Genomic DNA, 14,839 nt, shown 5'->3' on the forward strand with positions numbered 1-14,839 from the left:
CGGCCGCTGCCGCCTCGGTCAGCGCAGGACTCGTCCGTACACCTCGAGCATCGCGGCGGTGCGCGAGGACTGGCGGAAGCGCTCGGCCACGACCGGGTTCGGCGTCGGCCCGGAGCCGTCGGCGATGTCGGCGGCCGCACGGGTCAGGGTCTGCGCGAGCCCGGCGGTCGAGGCATCCGGCACCTGCCAGTACCCCGATCCCAGCTCGGCGCCGATGTCGCTGTCGCTGATGATGGCCGGCGTCCCCAGCGATGCCCCCTCGAACACGGTCATGCCCTGGGTCTCGAAGCCGATCGAGGTCTGCACCACGGCATCCGCCTCGGCGATGCGCCGCAGTGTCTCGACGTACGTCATCCGGCCGCCGAAGACGACGGATGCCTCGGGCCCGCGTCGTTCGATCAGCCGCTCTGCCGCACGCCGCTGCGAGCCCCCGCCGAGCACCTGCACGTCGGCCCGCAGGCCCGAGTCGCACAGCGCGTCCAGGAACGGCAGCAGCCGCTTCTCGGGGCTCATCCGGCCCAGCCAGATGAACCGCGGCGGCCCCGAGCGCCGCTCGGAGCGGGTGCGCAGCGCGTCGTCGAGCACCTGGTCGTCGATCCCGTTCCAGATCACGTCGACGTGCGGCGCGGCGGCGTCGGGACGGATGCCGCGCCCCAGCCGCGGCAGCACCGAGTGCTCCTCGAGCCGACGGGCGAAGTGCGCCGACGGCGCGGTCACCGCGTCCGCGCGGGCGGCGAGCCCGCGCAGATAGCCCCACCCGTCGTGCCCGCGCACGGTCCCGGACGCCGCGCCCAGCGCCCAGCGCTGCCAGCCGGTCATCGCCCGCAGCAGCAGCGACGGGAACGGCATGGTCGCCGCGATCCCGACCCCGATCCGGTTGTGCATGGTGTGCACCACCGGCAGGCGATGCCGGGCCGCGAACCGCTGACCGGTCAGGGCGCCCCAGAAGTCGGCCTGGATGTGCACCAGGTCGACGGCGGGGCGGGATGCCAGGGCCCGGTCGATGTACCGATCGGTGCGTCGGCCCGGCCAGGTCAGGGAGTACTCCCGATCTGGCGTGATCGGCATCGACGGCGTGTCGATGAAGTCCGGGTCGTGCACGCGCCCGGCGAGGCTGGCTGCGTGCACGCCGTGCATGCGGGGGGCGATCACGGTCACGGTGTGGCCGGCCCGCTCGAGGAACCTCTTCTGCAGCCGCATCGAGACCTGGGCGCCGCCGAGCGAGTCCAGGTGCTGGTCGGAGAAGAAGACGACGTGCACGGCGGACCTATTCGGGCAGCGGCTCGCCGCGGTACAGCGCCTCGAACGTGTCGAGGGTGCGGTTGATGTCGTGGATGATCACGCCGTCCAGCGACGCCTGCTGCATGCGGCGGCGCTCCTCGGGCGCCGCGGTGAGCACCCGGGTCAGCCGGTCGGCGAGCGCATCGACGTCGCCCGGCGGGAAGAGGTAGCCGTTCTCGCCGTCGTGCACCAGGTGCGGCAGCGCGACCGCGTCGGCGGCCACGACCGGCAGGCCCGAGGCCATCGCCTCCATCGTGGCGATCGACTGCAGCTCGGCGACCGAGGCGATCGCGAACAGGCTCGCCCGCGAGTAGAGGTCGCGCAGCTCGTCGTCGGAGGTGTGCCCGTGGAACGTCACGCGCGCATCGAGCCCCAGCTGGTGTGCGAGCTGCTCGAGGTTGCGCCGCTGGTCGCCGCTGCCGACGACATCCACCTGCGCGTCCAGCGCGGGATCCAGCTGTGCGGTCGCCCGCAGCAGCACGTCGATCTGCTTCTCGGAGGTGAGCCGCCCCACGAACAGGATGCGGTGCGCGTCGCGCGGGGTCAGATCCGGGCGGTAGTGCGACCGGTCGATGCCGCACGAGACCGGGATGACCCCGTGCAGATCGATCGTGGACTCGAGGAAGTCGGCGGCCTTGCGGGTCGGGGTGGTCACGGCGCGGGCCATCTTCAGGGTGCGCTCGGCGTCGTCCCATGCGAGCTTCAGCATCACCTTGTCCAGCACCGGCGGCAGCGTGGTGAAGTCGAGGATGTTCTCGGCCATGACGTGGTTGGTCGCCACGATCGGGATGCCGCGCTTGCGCGCCTCGCGGGCCATTCCCCGGCCGATCACGATGTGCGACTGGATGTGCACCACATCCGGCTTGATCTCGTCGAGGATGCGGCGCGCGTAGTGCTTGCTCATCCACGGCAGCACGAACGTGAGCCAGTCGTGCGGGGTCCAGCGCCACGACGGCAGCCGGTGCACGGTGACCGGGCGTCCCTCGATCTGCTCCACGAACGTGCCGTGGTTGCCGTGTCCGGCGCTGGGGGCCGACACGTGCACGTCGTGGCCGCGGTCCACCAGCCCGGCTGCGAGGCGCTCGGCGAATCGTGCAGCGCCGTTCACGTGCGGAGTGAAGGTGTCCGCGCCGATCAGGACGGTCAGCGGGCGTGCGACGGGGGCGTCGGGACGGGGCTGTTCCGTCTCGTGCGCGCGCGGCGCGTCCGACGGTTCGGGATGCTGCGGCTCGGCGCCGGCGGCTCCAGTCACGGTGGGGTGAGTCCCTCTCTGTGGATGCGGCGCCCGAGATGGGGCGGGGCGCCGCATCCACAGTACCCGAGGGGTCCCCGCCTGCCTGGGAGTGCGGGGAGGGTCTGCGCGCGCCCGTCCGGCTGCTGTGCCTGTCGCAGCGGAGAGTCGGGGCATACCCTGGGGAGATGCCCCGACTACAGGCCGACGCGCCCGCCGATCGGTGGGTCCCCGTGACCGGCTCGCTGGGGCTGCGCGGCCGGCGCCACCGCAAGGCGGCGATCCGGATGCTGCTGGCCCAGACGGGCGGTGCCGCCGGGGCGACGCCGGGTCGTCCGGGCGGCGGCATCTTCGCGTGGATGCTCAGCCAGGCCGCGCCGTTCCTGATCCGCAAGGCCGACGGGCGCATCCTCGCCTGGGTGTGGAAGGACGACCCGGAACTGCTGGTGACGATGGCCCAGCTGCAGGAGGCGACGCCGCAGCTGCGCACCGCCCGCGCGATGATGCCGATCGAGTACGACGACACCGAGGACTTCCGCAATCCCCACCTCGGCGTCGGCGAGCGGCTGATCGTGGCCATGCCGGAGTCGCCGGACATGCCCCCGTTCGCGACCTACACCTGGGACACCGGCACCCACTTCGTGACGCTGACCGCCGTCTCTCCGGACCGCTCCCGCTTCGGCACCCTCACCGGCCCGGTGGATGCGCTGGCCCGCACGCTGCGCGTGGTCGACGATCTCACCATCGACGAGTCGACCACGCTGCGCCTGGACCCGCACTGACCCCGCACCGTGCGGGTTACGGTGGTGGGGTGACAGCAGAGATGGTGCTCCTGCCCGGCGGCACGTTCCGGATGGGGTCCCCGGACTTCTACCCCGACGAGCGTCCGGTCCATGAGCGCGAGATGGCGCCGTTCCGGATCGACCGGTACGAGGTGACGAACGAGGACTACGCCCGCTTCGTGGACGAGACCGGCTACGTCACGGTCGCCGAGCGCGACCTCGACCCGGCCGCGTTCGCCGGCGCCGACCCCGCCGACCTGGTGCCCGGGTCGATGGTGTTCACCCCGACGTCCGGGCCGGTCGACCTCGGCAACTGGCGCAACTGGTGGCGGTGGCAGCCGGGCGCGTACTGGCGGCGGCCGTTCGGACCCGAGTCGTCGATCGACGATCGGATGCGGCATCCCGTCGTGCACGTCGCGTTCGAGGATGCCGCCGCCTACGCGCAGTGGGCCGGCAAGCGCCTGCCGACCGAGGCCGAGCACGAGTACGCCGCCCGCGGGGGCCTCGACGGGGCGCGCTTCGCGTGGGGCGACGAGACGTATCCGGACGGTGTGGCGCAGGCCAACTCGTGGCTCGGCCGGTTCCCGTACGACAACCAGGGCGTCGGGGACGCGGCGCCGGTGGGCTCCTACCCGGCGAACGGCTATGGGCTGTACGACATGACCGGAAACGTGTGGGAGTGGACCACGGATTTCTACACGCCGCGGCACCTGCGCCTGTCGGACAAGCCGGTCGACGCCGGCAAGCGGCAGAACCTGCTCGCCGCCGCGAGCGCGCAGGAGGGCTTCCCCGACATCCCTCGGCGCGTGCTCAAGGGCGGTTCGCACCTGTGCTCCCCCGACTACTGCCTGCGCTTCCGGCCGGCGGCGCGCTCGCCGCAGGCGGAGGACACCGGGATGTCGCACATCGGCTTCCGGCTCGTGCAGGACGCCTGAGGTCGACCACCCTCGACGGGTGAGGGATGCCTGCTGCGCACGGCCATCGTGGTTGGCTTCTGCCGAGTGGGCGGTCATCGCGGCCGCACCGAGCGAGGAGGGGCCATGGCCGAGCAGCCGAACATCCTGATCATCTGGGGCGACGACATCGGCATCACGAATGTGAGCGCCTACTCCGACGGGGTGATGGGGTATCGCACCCCGAACATCGACCGCCTCGCCCACGAGGGGGTGCGCTTCACCGATTCGTACGGCGAGCAGAGCTGCACGGCGGGTCGTGCCGCGTTCATCACCGGCCAGAACCCGTACCGCACCGGGATGACGAAGGTCGGGATGCCGGGCGCGAACATCGGACTCCGTGCGGAGGACCCGACGATCGCCACGGCGCTGAAGAACGTCGGATACGCCACCGGGCAGTTCGGCAAGAACCACCTCGGCGACCGCGACGAGTTCCTGCCGACGATGCACGGCTTCGACGAGTTCTTCGGCAACCTCTACCACCTCAACGCCGAAGAGGAACCCGAACTGCGTGACTACCCGACCGATGACGACATCCCCGGCTTCAATGAGCGCTTCGGCCCGCGGGGCGTCATCCACTCCTGGGCGAACGGCGACGGAACCCAGCGGATCGAAGACACCGGCGCCCTGACGAAGAAGCGGATGGAGACGGTGGACGAGGAGTTCCGCGACGCCGCCGTCGACTTCATGACGCGCCAGACCGAGTCCGACACGCCGTTCTTCCTCTGGTTCAACTCGACCCACATGCACTTCCGCACGCACGGCAAGGCCGAAAGCCGCGGGCGCGCGGGCCGCTGGCAGTCCGAGTACCACGACACCATGTGCGACCACGACGACCTGGTCGGCGAGCTGCTGCAGACCCTCGACGACCTCGGCATCGCCGAGAACACGATCGTGATGTACTCCACCGACAACGGCCCGCACATGAACAGCTGGCCCGACGGCGGCATGACCCCGTTCCGGTGCGAGAAGAACTCCAACTGGGAGGGCGCGTACCGCGTGCCGTGCATGGTCCGCTGGCCCGGACACATTCCCGCCGGCACGGTCCTCAACGGCATCGTCAGTCACAACGACTGGTTCGTCACGCTGCTCGCCGCCGCCGGCGACACCGACGTCGCCGACCGACTGAAGGAGGGCACCGAACTCGCCGGCACCGAATACAAGGTGCATCTGGACGGTCACAATCTGCTCGACTACCTCACCGGGGCCGTCGACGAGTCTCCGCGCCGGCACTTCTTCTACGTGTCCGACGAAGGGGATCTGACCGCGCTGCGCTACGACAACTGGAAGTTCGTGTTCCTCGAGCAGCGCACCGAGGGCACCCTGGCGATCTGGCTCGATCCGTGGATCGAGCTGCGCGCTCCGAAGATCTTCAATCTGCGCACCGACCCGTTCGAGCGGGCCGATCGCACGTCGAACACGTACTTCGACTGGATGCTCGACCATGTGTTCCAGCTGGTGCCGGCGCAGGCCTACGTCGCCCAGATGCTGAAGACGCTGGTGGAGTTCCCGGCCCGGCAGAAGCCGGCCTCGTTCACGATCGACCAGGTGCTGGCCAAGCTCCAATCCGTGTCCGGCAACTCCTGACCGGCGCGGGCCGGCCGGCCCCAGTTCGGTCCGCGGGCGCGCAGCCGGTCCGGTCTGCCGGCGTACCGGACGCCGAGCACGAAGAACGACCAGTCCCAGGACAGGCCGCGGGCAGGCGGGGCCCCCGGCCTCACGATCCCCGCTCGGGGGCGGCCGCGGCATCCCCGGACAGCCAGCGCAGCCAGCGCGATCCCGGATCGCCCTCCAGCACCAGGGCGCGCACGAGCAGGGTCAGCGGGATGGACAGGATCGCGCCCAGCGGCCCGATCACGAACGTCCAGAAGATGACGGAGAAGAAGCTGAGGGTCAGGCTCAGGTTCACCGCGTCGCTGACGAACTTCGGCTGGATGAACACCTGCAGCACGACGTTGACCACGCAGTAGATGGCGATGACGGCGAGCATCAGCGGCCAGCCGCCGACCACCAGCGCCAGAACGGCCGGGGGGATCAGCCCGATGATGAAGCCGACATTCGGGATGAAGTTGGTGACGAACGCGAGGATCGCCCACACCACCGGAGCGGGCACGCCGACCGCCCACAGGGCGAGTCCGTCGATGATGGCGACAACGGCGCCGAACGACGCGTTCACGATGTAGTAGCGCCGCACGCCGGTGTTGAAACGTCGGATCCGCACGAGCGCGGGACGGATGCCGGTGCCGAACGACGCCTCTGCGGAGCGGTAGCGGGCCGCATCGGCCGCCATGAACACGACGTACGCGAACACGAAGAACAGCGCCGTGACGATGCCGACGACGGTGCCGCCCAACGACGAGACGAAGCCGAGGATCGAGGACGGCTCGAGCGCCGCGGCCGTGGCGCCGGAGACCTGGCTGTCCAGCCCGAGGGAGTCGAGCCAGTCGACCAGCGCCGAGCCGCTTGCCCGCAGGGCGTCGGCGTAGTCGGCGACCAGGCGGGCGAACTGGATGCCGGCGAACACCAGGAGGAGGGCGAGGGCGATCAGGATCAGGTAGCCGACCGCGATGACGGCCGTGGTCGCGGCCCATCTCGGCCAGCGGTGCCGCTCCAGCGGCGAGCGGATCGGCTCGCAGATGATCACGATCACGGCGCCCAGTGCCAGCGGACCGGCGATGTCGCGGCCGAGGTACAGGCCGACGAGGGCCACGACCGCGGCGGCCAGCCCGATCAGAGTCCGGAGCATGGGCGAGAGCGCCGGGGCGGGCGGCGCCGCGGGCGGCGGGATGTCGACGGCACGGCGTCTCATCGGGTCAGGCTATCGCCATCGGGCGACGCGTCCGGTGGCTCGGCCAGCCGAGCCGTCAGCGCGGCCACCTGCTCGGTGAGCTGCCTGACCTGCCCGCGGGTGGCGGCCTCGTCGTCGTCGTGACCGCGCGCGACCCGTTCGATCACCCAGGACGACAGCGTCGCCGTCACCACGCCGAGCACGGCCACGCCGCCGGCCATCAGACCCACGGCCACGGCCCGGCCGCCGAGGGTCACGGGCACGAAGTCGCCGTACCCGACGGTGGTGATGGTCACGAACGCCCACCAGATCGCATCGCCGAAGTTCGTGATGTCGGCGCCGGGAGCGTGCCGCTCGGCATCGAGCACGGCGAGCCCGCCGACATAGATCAGCACCAGCGCGGCGCCCGCGCCGTAGATCGCGATCCGGCTGCGCAGCGCCGAGCCGGCCGTCCGCTGCAGCACCGTCACCAGGGTGAACACGCGCAGCAGCCGCAGCGGCCGCAGCAGCGGCAGCGCCACGACGGCGAGGTCGAACAGGTGGTGACGGAACCACGATCCGCGGGGATCGGCGAGCACGAGCCGCACGATGTAGTCCACCAGGAACAGCGCCCACGTCACGCCGGTGATGCCCCGGGCCACGAGCTCGTCCGGGCCGGAGAGATCGGCGATGACCTGCCAGGAGTAGGCCACCAGCCAGACCAGCGAGATCGCCATCAGCGGCCAGTAGGTGGCCCGTTGCCACCGCTCCTCGGTCATCCGCCGGTCTGCCACGCCTCGGACTCTAGGGCCGCGGGAACCGCGCACGGCGGCGACCCGCGGAAGCCCGCGGAAGACCGGCCCGCGGCATCCCCCGCCCATCCCTTGCCCTCCCCCTCTGACTCGTCAGAAGTGGTCGCATTCCCGGCGGCCGATGCGACCCCTTCTGACGAGTGAGTGCGCACTCAGTCGTCGGGGAGGGTGGCGGGCGCGGATGGACGTCCGCCGGTGCCATGATGTGCGCATGAGCGATCCCGGCACCGGCCTGTCACCGGCATCCACCGCCGCACGGAGCGCGTCGGGTCGGGCACGCCGGCGCGTCCTCCCGCGCCGCGGCCTGGCAGAGCTCACCGTCGGCGCCCGTGACCCTCTGGGGATCCTCGATCGCCAGAACTCCGTCCGCGTGCCCGAGCTGATCCCACTGCGGGTGGAGCGGATGTCGCAGAGTCCGTTCGCGTTCTATCGCGGTACGGCGGCGCTGATGGCCGCCGACCTGGCGCAGAGTCCGCACAGCGGCATCCTCGTCGCGTCCTGCGGGGACGCGCACGTGTCGAACTTCGGCTTCTACGCATCGCCGCAGCGGCGAGTGGTGTTCGATCTGAACGACTTCGACGAGGCCGCGTGGGCTCCGTGGGAGTGGGACGTCAAGCGCCTGGTGACCAGCATCGTGATCGCCGGGCAGGCGACCTCGCGGGATGAGGCGAGCGTGCGGGATGCCGCGACCGGCGCGGTCCGCGCATATGCACGGGCGATCCGCACCGCAGTGGCGATGAGCCCGACGCAGCGCTATTTCTCGCACTTCGATGTCGACGCGGTGCGCGCCACGCTCGACAAGGCGTCACGGAAGGTGCTGCGTGCCGCGATCCGCGCCGCGCAGAAGCGGACCGGCGAGCGCGCGGCGGATCGGACCACGACCCGCGACGCGGACGGGCGCCTGGCGTTCGTCGAGGATCCGCCCCGGCTCACGCATGTCTCGCCCGAGCTCGAGGAGCGCGTGCACGGGTACGCCGACCGGTACGCGGCATCCGCCGCCGTGGACATCCGGATGCTGCTGCAGAACTACACCGTGGCCGATGTCGCCCGGCGCGTGGTGGGGGTCGGCAGCGTCGGCACGCGGTGCCACCTGGTCGTGCTCGAGGACGGGGACGGCAACGGCCTGCTGCTGCAGGCGAAGGAGGCCGGGCGCAGCGTCTTGGCCGAGCACGGCGGCATCCGGCAGCCGCGGGCGCTGGACGAGCACGTCGCACGGTTCGGCGAGGGCGGACGGGTCGTCGGGATGCAGCGGATCCTGCAGGCGGTGTCGGACCCGTTCCTCGGGCACCTCCGCTCGGATGGCGGCGTGGACCTGTACGTGCGGCAGTTCCACGACATGAAGGGCGGGATCGAGATCGACGGGCTGGAGGACGAGCCGTTCGCGCAGTATGCGCAGTCGTGCGCGATCGTCCTTGCCCGCGCCCACGCCCAGTCGCCCGCTGCGGCGATGGTGGCCGGCTACCTCGGGGACGGCCGTGCGGCCGCGGAGCCCCTGCGGGAATGGGCACACGCCTACGCCGACCTGTCCCGCGCCGACTACGCGGCCTTCGTCGCCGCCCGGTGACGCCCGGCTGCGCCATCCTCTTCGTCAGCCCGTCGCCTGCCCGGCGATGTGCGACCCGGACGCTCCCCTTCGGTGACTTGCCGCAAGTGGTCGGAATTCCCGCGGGCATTCCCGCCGTTTCTGACGAGTGAGTGGCCGCTCAGTCCAGGCGGGGCGGGACCCAGGTGAGGGCGGGGGATGCGCGAGCCGGCCTCAGTGCGGAGGCTGGGCGGCGAGCCACTCGTCGCGCAGGCGGGGCGTGGTCCGGATCAGCCACGCCTCGGTGATGGTCTCGCGCAGCAGCGTCGGATCGGCGGTCGCGAGGGCGCTGAGCACCGCCGGGTATCCCTCGAAGTGCGGGATCTCGAAGAACGTGTCGGGGTAGGTCTGCAGCAGCGCCGCCTTTGCCTCGAGTCCGTCGGTGCGGATGGCGAGCACGGTGCCGTCCGGCCAGGTGCGGCCGAGGTCTGCCAGCTGGGCCAGGTCGGTCTTGCGCGGCCCGCGCTCCCAGGCGAACTGTCCCTGCGCGGCACGCCAGGTGACCCCACCGCCGTGGCCCGAGATCTTCTCGGTCACGCCCGGGAACCCGAGGCAGATCGCGCGCACCTCGTCGAGCATCATCATGGCCCCAGTATCGTCCGTCCGGGGTCCCGTTTCCAGGCCGCCGCCCGCCGACCGAGCGGTCGCCGCCGCGCGCACAGCCCGCGTCAGCGAAGCCGTGTGAACCGGAAGTCCATCGCGCTCCAGAGAACATCCCGACGGGGCGGAAGTGAGGATGCCGCACCCCTTCCCCGCTGGGAGGGAGGATGCCGCACCCCGCCGCGGCGCGGGGGTCAGGACGCCGCGCCCGCCCGCCGCGGCGCCGGCCGCATCTCAGCCACAGGGCACTCTCGGCGCGACTCGATGCCGAACAGCGCAGACAGTGCGGACTCGACCTCGCCGGCCCGGCCGGCCGCGGCCAGCTTCCGCGCCCGCACGGACGGCTCGTGCAGGAGCACGCCGGCCAGATGCCGCAGCGCGGCCTCGGTCTGCCCATCGGAATCGCCGCGCCTGCGCGCCCGGGCGATCTCGTCGTCGAGGACGTCGAACACATGCGCGCGCAGCGCGACGAGGGCCGGCGTCACGGCATCCTCCGCCGCCGCACGACGATAGTCCGCCACCGCGGCGTCGACGAGCGCCTGCGCCTCGGCGGTCGCCCCGAGCTCGGGCAGCGGCGCATGCAGGCGCAGCGTCTCCAGGTCGAGCAGCTCGGTGCCCGGCACCGCGGCCACGCCGGGGTCGACATTGCGCGGCAGGCCGAGGTCGATGATCAGCCGCCGCGGCAGCGCGCCGGCGCGCCCGGCAGCGGCGGCGACGGTCGCGGCATCCAGGATGACGGCGGGCGCGACGCTGCAGGTCACGATGAGGTCACTGGCCGCCACGGCCTGTTCGAGGCCGTCGACCGGGACCGCCTCGATGTCGTGACCGGCCGCGAAGCCGGCGGCCCGCCCGCTGCGCGAGTACACCTGCGCCCGGGTCACGCCCCGCTCGCGCAGCGCCGCAAGGCTGGCCCCGGCGTAGCGTCCGGTGCCCACCAGCAGCACCCGGGTGCCGGCCCAGTCGGTGATGCGGGTCTCGGCCATGTCCAGCGCGAGGCGCACCACCGAGCGGCCGGCGCGTGACAGGTCGGTGCGATTCTTCACCCCGCGCGAAGTGCGCGATGCCAGCTGGAAGACCCGCTCCAGTTCGGGCGAGACGGTTCCGCGCTCCCGCGCCCGCTCCAGTGAGCGCCGCACCTGGCCGGCGATCTCGCCCTCGCCGACGACGATCGATTCGAGCCCGCTGGCCACCGAGAACACGTGCGCGGCGACGGCATCGCCGTGCAGCAGGATCCCGGACTCGCGGACCTCGCCGCCGTCCAGCCCGGTGGCGGCGGCCACGGTGTCGACGAAGGCATCCGCGTCGATGGATGCCGCGTCCCACGGACGCTCGGGGTGGGGCGTGGTGCCCGGCACATCGAGGTACACCTCGAAGCGGTTGCAGGTCGACACGACGACGCTGCCATCGATCCCGTCGATCGGCTCGGCGAGCCGGGCGATCACGTCATCGGCACGACGCTCGAGTCGCTCGACGGTGTCGAGCGCGGCGGTGCGATGGCTGGACGAGAAGCAGAGGAGCACGGGGCTCAAGGATACCCCGCCCGGATCAGCGCCTCCCCCGGGCCCGTCTCAGCACTACTCCGCAACGGTCACGGGCACGTCGACCGTGCCGTACAGGGTCGGCATCATGATGCGCACGACCGCGGATCCGCCGGTCGCGTCCGCCGGCACGGTCACATCGACGGCCAGCTCGCCGATCGTCCCCTCCGGGTGGACCGTGCCAAGCGCGCTGACGGCGTCGCCCTGCACCCACTGGATGTCGAGGTCGCCGAACGGCGGATCCGAAGCCATGTTGGTGTCGTTGCACGGCATGAAGTACTTGCCGCGCAACGTGATGGTCTCTCCCGGCGATGCCGAGGTCGGCGCCGTCGTCGCCTCGGGGGCCACGCAGGAACCGGCCGACCCGACCGAGATGATCGCCGTGCACCCCGTGAGCGCCAGTATCCCACCCGCGACCAGCGCCGCCGCCGACCGGATCGCCGTCATCGCCATGCGGCCCACGGTACCGACGCACCGCACCACGCAGGGTGACGATTCGGCCACGGTCGCGCGCGGCAGAGGCAGCACGCCCGGCCCCGCACTCGGGCGGGTCTGCGAGAATCGCCGCGTGACCACCGTCCCCACCGCCCCTCGTCCCCTGCCCGCCGATCATCCGCTGACCGTCGGAGCGACGGCATCCGCCCCGCTCGTCCAGGCGTATCGCGGCGTGCGCCCGCAGACCGCGCCGGTGTGGTTCATGCGGCAGGCGGGCCGGTCGCTGCCCGAATATCGCGCGCTGCGCGCGGGCGGCGGGATGCTGGAGCGCTGCCTCGATCCGGAGACCGCCGCCGAGATCACCCTGCAGCCGGTGCGCCGGCACGGCGTGGACGCGGCGATCTTCTTCAGCGACATCGTCATCCCGCTGCGACTGGCCGGGATCGGCGTCGAGATCCAGTCCGGCGTCGGACCGGTGTTCGACCGGGCGGTGCGCACGGCCGCCGACGTCGACGCCCTCGTCGCGACCGGCCCCCTCACCGCGGACGACGACGCTCTCGAGCCGATCCGGGCGGGCGTGCGCCGGACCGTTGACGCGCTCGGCACGACGCCCCTGATCGGCTTCGCCGGGGCGCCGTTCACCCTGGCCGCATACCTGGTCGAGGGCCGACCGTCGCGCGACCACCTCGCCGCCCGCCGCCTGATGCACGTCGACCCCGACGCCTGGGCGCGGCTGATGGCGTGGTGCGCGGACGTCACCGGCGCGTTCCTGCGCGCGCAGCTGCTGGCCGGGGCCAGCGCCGGGCAGCTGTTCGACTCCTGGGCGGGGTCGCTCTCGCGGGCCGACTACGCGCAGCATGTGGCTCCGGCATCGGCCCGCGCCCTGGGGTGGGCGAGGGGGCTCACCGCCGACGGCGCCGCGGTGCCGCTCGTGCATTTCGGGCTGGGCACCGGTGAGTTCCTGCCGGAGATGCGGGATGCCGGGGCCGACGTGGTCGGAGTGGACTATCGGATGCCGCTGGACGAGGCATCCCGCCGCCTCGGCGACGCGGTGCCGCTGCAGGGCAACATAGACCCCGCCCTGCTGGCCGCCCCCTGGCCCGTGCTCGAGGAGCACGCCCGCGACGTGCTGCGCCGCGGTCGCGCGGCGCCCGCGCACGTGGTCAATCTCGGGCACGGCGTGCCGCCGGACACCGACCCGGATGTCCTGACCCGGCTGGTCCGGCTGGTGCACGACGCCGGTGCCGACGCGGCGCTTCGGTCGCACGACGCCGGTGCCGACGCGGATGCCGCGCGCCGATCGGACGCCGCCGGTCCGACGGGAGCGGAAGCGGTCGCCGGATGACCACCGCGCGGCCCGGCGCGCGCCGGCGGAGCACCCCGCAGCGCGTGGTCGTGATCGGCGGCGGGGCGGCCGGGCTGGTCGCGGCGCGCACCTGCACGGTGGCCGACTGCGAGGTGACGGTGCTCGAGGCCGGCCCGACCCTGGGCGGAAGTGTGGCCCGGCAGGAGATCGCCGACCTGGTCCTGGACGCCGGCGCCGAGAGCTTCGCGACCCGTGGCGGTGCGGTCGCCGGGCTGATCGACGAACTCGGACTCGGGGCGCACGTGGTCTGGCCGAATGCGGCGGGGGCGTGGCTGCACCTGTCCGATCGCACCGTGCCGATGCCGAAGGGCGGACTCCTGGGCATCCCGCCGCGCCCGCTGGCCCGCGACGTCGTCGCGGCGATCGGGCTGCGGGCGGCCTGGCGCGCGCAGCGCGACCGCCTGTTCCGGATGCCGCGGACCGCCGACCCCGCGACGCTCGGCGCACTCGTCCGCGAGCGGATGGGGCAGGCCGTGCTCGACCGGCTCGTCTCGCCGGTCGCCACCGGCGTCTACTCGTCGTCGGCCGACGATCTGGCGGTCGATGCGATCGCCCCCGGCCTGCGGGCGGCGCTGGTGCGCACCCGATCGCTGGCGCGTGCCGCGCACGAGGTGCGATCCGGCGGCGCGCCCACCCGGCCCGCCGCGGCCGGCAGCCACCAGACCGCGGGCACCCCGACCACGCCGGGATCGGCCGCGGGCGGCCTGCGCGGAGGCATGCACACGCTGATCGAGGCCCTGGCCGACGACGTCCTCGCGCGGGGAGGCGGCATCCTCATCGGCACGACGGCCGACGCCCTTGCCCGCGCCGACGACGGCACGTGGGTCATCCACCTCGCCGGCGACTCGACCATGACGGCGGATGCCGTCGTCGTGGCGACTCCGGATGCTTCGGCCCTCCGCCTGCTGACCTCGATCGCGCCGGCACTGGCCGACCTGGACTGGCCGGCGCCGACACGGGTGGAACTGGCGACCCTCGTGCTCGACGCGCCCGAGCTGGATGCCGCCCCGCGCGGCACCGGGCTGCTGGTGGCCGAGGACGCGCACGACCGGGTCGCGGCGAAGGCGCTCACCCACGCCACGGCGAAGTGGGCGTGGCTGGCCGAGGCGGCGGGGGCGGGGCGACACGTCGTGCGGCTCTCGTACGGCCGGGCCGGGGCCGGCAACCCTGCCGAAGACCTGGACGCCGCCGCACTGCGCGCTCTCGCGCTGCGCGACGCGACCGCGCTGCTGGGCACGCCGCTGCGGGACGAGCAGGTGATCGGCTTCGGCCGCGCCGCCTGGGCGAACGCCGTCCCGCTCGCCGCACGCGGGCAGGCCGACCGCATCCGCGCGGTGCGCGAAGCGGTCGCCGCCGCCCCCGGCCTGGAGGCGACCGGCGCGTGGCTGGCCGGGACGGGGCTGGCCTCGGTGATCCCGGACGCGCGGGCCGCGGCATCCCGCATACAGCGAAGCTGAAGGTTTTCTGGGAACTCACAAGGCGCGGGGTGATG

Annotated in this window: 13 protein-coding genes; 6 read left to right on the forward strand and 7 right to left on the reverse strand. The window is 72.7% G+C overall.

What is annotated here, in order from left to right:
* Nucleotides 1–18: 18 nt before the first annotated feature.
* A complete protein-coding gene (locus tag AC0L6F_RS09380; RefSeq protein WP_473537669.1) occupies nt 19–1,260 on the reverse strand; it encodes a glycosyltransferase in 1,242 nt (413 codons plus the stop codon).
* A 7-nt stretch (nt 1,261–1,267) separates the two neighbouring features.
* Nucleotides 1,268–2,428 carry a glycosyltransferase gene (locus tag AC0L6F_RS09385; RefSeq protein ID WP_473539985.1) on the reverse strand — a complete coding sequence of 387 codons (1,161 nt, stop codon included), beginning with the start codon at nt 2,426–2,428 and terminating at the stop codon, nt 1,268–1,270.
* 272 nt (nt 2,429–2,700) lie between these two features.
* Here AC0L6F_RS09385 and AC0L6F_RS09390 point away from each other — a divergent pair, with 272 nt between their 5' ends.
* The 3 genes from AC0L6F_RS09390 to AC0L6F_RS09400 all read left to right on the forward strand — a co-directional run bounded on the left by AC0L6F_RS09390 (nt 2,701) and on the right by AC0L6F_RS09400 (nt 5,834).
* Nucleotides 2,701–3,294, forward strand: coding sequence for a hypothetical protein (locus AC0L6F_RS09390; RefSeq protein ID WP_473537670.1), 594 nt, complete (start codon nt 2,701–2,703; stop codon nt 3,292–3,294).
* A 41-nt stretch (nt 3,295–3,335) separates the two neighbouring features.
* The gene (locus tag AC0L6F_RS09395) at nt 3,336–4,229 is read left to right on the forward strand and encodes a formylglycine-generating enzyme family protein (RefSeq protein ID WP_259613253.1); all 894 of its coding nucleotides are present in this window, start codon (nt 3,336–3,338) and stop codon (nt 4,227–4,229) included.
* A gap of 105 nt (nt 4,230–4,334) precedes the next feature.
* On the forward strand, nt 4,335–5,834 hold the full coding sequence (locus AC0L6F_RS09400) for an arylsulfatase (protein ID WP_473537672.1): 1,500 nt from the start codon (nt 4,335–4,337) through the stop codon (nt 5,832–5,834).
* A 130-nt stretch (nt 5,835–5,964) separates the two neighbouring features.
* On the opposite strand, the gene AC0L6F_RS09405 is transcribed toward AC0L6F_RS09400, so the two are convergent.
* Nucleotides 5,965–7,056 (reverse strand): AI-2E family transporter, encoded by a 1,092-nt coding sequence (locus tag AC0L6F_RS09405; protein WP_274636300.1) that lies wholly within the window; start codon nt 7,054–7,056, stop codon nt 5,965–5,967.
* On the reverse strand, nt 7,053–7,808 hold the full coding sequence (locus AC0L6F_RS09410; RefSeq protein ID WP_473537674.1) for a potassium channel family protein: 756 nt from the start codon (nt 7,806–7,808) through the stop codon (nt 7,053–7,055). The genes AC0L6F_RS09405 and AC0L6F_RS09410 overlap by 4 nt, the downstream gene beginning before the upstream one ends.
* Nucleotides 7,809–8,037: 229 nt before the next feature.
* Between AC0L6F_RS09410 and AC0L6F_RS09415 the strand changes: the two genes are divergently transcribed.
* Nucleotides 8,038–9,390 (forward strand): DUF2252 domain-containing protein, encoded by a 1,353-nt coding sequence (locus AC0L6F_RS09415; RefSeq protein ID WP_473537676.1) that lies wholly within the window; start codon nt 8,038–8,040, stop codon nt 9,388–9,390.
* A 192-nt stretch (nt 9,391–9,582) separates the two neighbouring features.
* Here the strand turns inward: AC0L6F_RS09415 and AC0L6F_RS09420 are convergent, their stop codons facing one another.
* The 3 genes from AC0L6F_RS09420 to AC0L6F_RS09430 form a co-directional block, all read right to left on the reverse strand.
* The gene (locus tag AC0L6F_RS09420; protein ID WP_473537677.1) at nt 9,583–9,993 is read right to left on the reverse strand and encodes an MmcQ/YjbR family DNA-binding protein; all 411 of its coding nucleotides are present in this window, start codon (nt 9,991–9,993) and stop codon (nt 9,583–9,585) included.
* Between the two features lie 209 nt (nt 9,994–10,202).
* Entirely contained in the window at nt 10,203–11,528 is a 1,326-nt protein-coding gene (locus tag AC0L6F_RS09425) for a glutamyl-tRNA reductase (protein WP_473537679.1), read from the reverse strand.
* Nucleotides 11,529–11,582: 54 nt separating this feature from the next.
* The gene (locus AC0L6F_RS09430; protein WP_259612941.1) at nt 11,583–11,999 is read right to left on the reverse strand and encodes a hypothetical protein; all 417 of its coding nucleotides are present in this window, start codon (nt 11,997–11,999) and stop codon (nt 11,583–11,585) included.
* A 115-nt stretch (nt 12,000–12,114) separates the two neighbouring features.
* Here AC0L6F_RS09430 and hemE point away from each other — a divergent pair, with 115 nt between their 5' ends.
* Nucleotides 12,115–13,326 carry a uroporphyrinogen decarboxylase gene (gene hemE / locus AC0L6F_RS09435; protein ID WP_259612942.1) on the forward strand — a complete coding sequence of 404 codons (1,212 nt, stop codon included), beginning with the start codon at nt 12,115–12,117 and terminating at the stop codon, nt 13,324–13,326.
* Nucleotides 13,323–14,804 carry a protoporphyrinogen/coproporphyrinogen oxidase gene (locus AC0L6F_RS09440; RefSeq protein WP_259612943.1) on the forward strand — a complete coding sequence of 494 codons (1,482 nt, stop codon included), beginning with the start codon at nt 13,323–13,325 and terminating at the stop codon, nt 14,802–14,804. Before hemE ends, AC0L6F_RS09440 begins: the two co-directional genes overlap by 4 nt.
* Nucleotides 14,805–14,839: the final 35 nt, after the last annotated feature.

Source organism: Microbacterium sp. G2-16M (assembly GCF_055809115.1).

Bases quoted from the DNA above. Each gene is read 5' to 3' on its own strand.
- AC0L6F_RS09390 (WP_473537670.1), top strand. From the start codon at position 2,701: ATGCCCCGACTACAGGCCGACGCGCCCGCCGATCGGTGGGTCCCCGTG.
- AC0L6F_RS09395 (WP_259613253.1), top strand. From the start codon at position 3,336: ATGGTGCTCCTGCCCGGCGGCACGTTCCGGATGGGGTCCCCGGACTTC.
- AC0L6F_RS09400 (WP_473537672.1), top strand. From the start codon at position 4,335: ATGGCCGAGCAGCCGAACATCCTGATCATCTGGGGCGACGACATCGGC.
- AC0L6F_RS09405 (WP_274636300.1), bottom strand. From the start codon at position 7,056: ATGAGACGCCGTGCCGTCGACATCCCGCCGCCCGCGGCGCCGCCCGCC.
- AC0L6F_RS09415 (WP_473537676.1), top strand. From the start codon at position 8,038: ATGAGCGATCCCGGCACCGGCCTGTCACCGGCATCCACCGCCGCACGG.
- AC0L6F_RS09420 (WP_473537677.1), bottom strand. From the start codon at position 9,993: ATGATGATGCTCGACGAGGTGCGCGCGATCTGCCTCGGGTTCCCGGGC.
- AC0L6F_RS09430 (WP_259612941.1), bottom strand. From the start codon at position 11,999: ATGGCGATGACGGCGATCCGGTCGGCGGCGGCGCTGGTCGCGGGTGGG.
- AC0L6F_RS09440 (WP_259612943.1), top strand. From the start codon at position 13,323: ATGACCACCGCGCGGCCCGGCGCGCGCCGGCGGAGCACCCCGCAGCGC.